3 protein-coding genes are annotated in these 2028 nt (G+C 64.9%); all 3 read right to left on the bottom strand.

All coding sequences use genetic code 11. The features are described 5' to 3' along the window. Positions 1-301 precede the first annotated feature (301 nt). The gene (locus tag H928_RS0123005; protein ID WP_021028609.1) at positions 302-715 is read right to left on the bottom strand and encodes a biopolymer transporter ExbD; all 414 of its coding nucleotides are present in this window, start codon (positions 713-715) and stop codon (positions 302-304) included. A gap of 2 nt (positions 716-717) precedes the next feature. After that, positions 718-1443 (bottom strand): MotA/TolQ/ExbB proton channel family protein, encoded by a 726-nt coding sequence (locus H928_RS0123010; RefSeq protein ID WP_021028610.1) that lies wholly within the window; start codon positions 1441-1443, stop codon positions 718-720. Between the two features lie 23 nt (positions 1444-1466). Further along, the coding region (locus tag H928_RS29460) for an energy transducer TonB (protein ID WP_239645060.1) at positions 1467-2028 on the bottom strand (562 nt) is incomplete at its 5' end.

Raw genomic sequence — 2028 nt, forward strand, 5'->3', positions numbered from 1 at the left:
GGCCAGGCGCAGCATCTGGCGCCGGCGCAAGGGAGTAGGTACTGGCTGGGGGCGGGACGTCTTCATCAATCGGTGTCTCCTCAATCTAGTGATAGTTGGGGGAGGCGCTGGTGATGGTCGGTTTGCCCGCCGCTGCTTCGGCCAGTACAGGTCGCCACGGCGCTTGTCCTGCGGCCCAGTTTAGGCAGGGCAGGCGGGCGGCTGGCGTCGCTTGGGCGTCACTGCGGGTAAACCTGATCCGGTCTGCATCCGCCATGAAAAAAGGGCTCCTGCTGGAGCCCTTGCCGGGAGGGTGGGCGGTTTACTCGCCCACCTGGTCGGTGATGAAGCCGATCTTCTTCAGGTTGCTGCGCTGGGCGGCAGCCATCGCCTGGGCCACTTTCTCGTACTTCACATCGCGGGCACCGCGGATGTGCAGCTCGGGCTGGGGCTCCTTGCTGGCCTCGGCCTGCATATTGGATTCCAGCTCGGCGTCGGTCACGGCCTTGCCGTTCCAGTTGTACGTGCCATCGGGCAGGATGGCCAGCTGGATGGTGTCGGGCTTGGCGTCTTCCGGCGTGTTGACGGCACGCGGCAGGTCGATGTTGACCGAGTGCTTCATCACCGGCACGGTGATGATGAAGATGATGAGCAGCACCAACATGACGTCGACCAAGGGCGTCATGTTGATCTCGTTCATGACCTCATCGGCATCGTCTTGCGTTCCAAAAGCCATGATCAGGCACCTTTCTTGAGCGGCGTGACCACGGCGCCGGGCTTGCTGGAGTCCACATTCAGGCGGGTGCCGGTCACGAAGAAGGCATGCAGGTCATGGGCAAAGCTGTTGAGGCGGTTGAGCACCGACTTGTTGCCACGCACCAGCGCGTTGTAGCCCAGCACGGCAGGGATGGCCACAGCCAGACCCAGTGCGGTCATGATCAGCGCTTCACCGATGGGGCCGGCGACCTTGTCGATCGAGGACTGGCCCGACATGCCGATGGCCACCAGCGCGTGGTAGATGCCCCAGACGGTACCGAACAGGCCGATGAAGGGGGCGGTGGAGCCCACCGATGCGAGCACGGCCAGGCCGGATTGGGCACGGGCGGTGAACTCATCGATGCCATTGCGCAGGCAGCGCGTGATCCAGTCGCTGACGTCCAGCGAGTCATGCAGGTGCTCGGCCGTCTTGCGGTGGTGCGCGGTGGCTTCGCGGCCTTCGATGGCCAACTGGCGGAACGGGTTGTCGCCTTGCTCGCCCAGCTTGCTCAGGCCGGCTGCGAAGTCAGCGCTGTGCCAGAAGTCCTGGGCATTGCGGGCGTACTTCTTGAAACGCATTATGTCGAGCGCCTTGATGACGATCACGATCCAGGAAGCGAGAGACATGGCCACCAGAATGACTGCGACCGTCTTGGTCACGAAATCTCCCTGAGCCCAGACGTGGGCGATGCCGAATTGCGAGTCCATAACTGATCCTATTTCCGTTCGATTTAATTGAGTTCCCACTTGATGGGCACGTTGACCCACATGGGCCGGGGAGTTCCGTTGGAGGTACCTGCCTTGAAGCGCCATTTGCGCACCGTGTCCATGGCGGCCTGGTCCAGGCGGTCATAGCCACTGGACTTCTTGAGCTGCAGCTCCTGGGGCTTGCCTTCCTCGTCGATGTAGGCGCGCACGATGGTGGTCCCGGTCTCGCCCATACGGCGGCTGATGGCCGGGTACTGCGGAGCGGGATTGTTCAGGTAGGCGGCATTGCTCGACGGCAGCTGGATCACCGGTGGCGGTGGAGGCGCTGGCGGTGCGGGCGGAGCCGGTGGAGGAGACGGCGGAGCGGGCGGTGGCGCCTCGATGGGCGGTGCCGGTGGCTGGGCCTCGGTGGTGCCGGTCACTGCGTTGGGCGCAGGCGTCGGGTCCTTGATCGCCTGGGGCTTGGGCGCAGGTTTGGGGACGGGCTTGGGCGTGGGCTTTGGCGGCGGCGTCGGTGCGGGCGGTGGCGGCTTGGGAGTCGGAGGCGGGGGCGGCGCAACCACGGGCATCGGCTCCCGCGCCCAC

This window comes from Comamonas sp. B-9 (genome assembly GCF_000410635.1).
GTDB lineage: Bacteria > Pseudomonadota > Gammaproteobacteria > Burkholderiales > Burkholderiaceae_C > Comamonas.

Coding starts and splice junctions, on each gene's coding strand:
- H928_RS0123005 (WP_021028609.1), bottom strand. CDS start 715: ATGGCTTTTGGAACGCAAGACGATGCCGATGAGGTCATGAACGAGATC.
- H928_RS0123010 (WP_021028610.1), bottom strand. CDS start 1,443: ATGGACTCGCAATTCGGCATCGCCCACGTCTGGGCTCAGGGAGATTTC.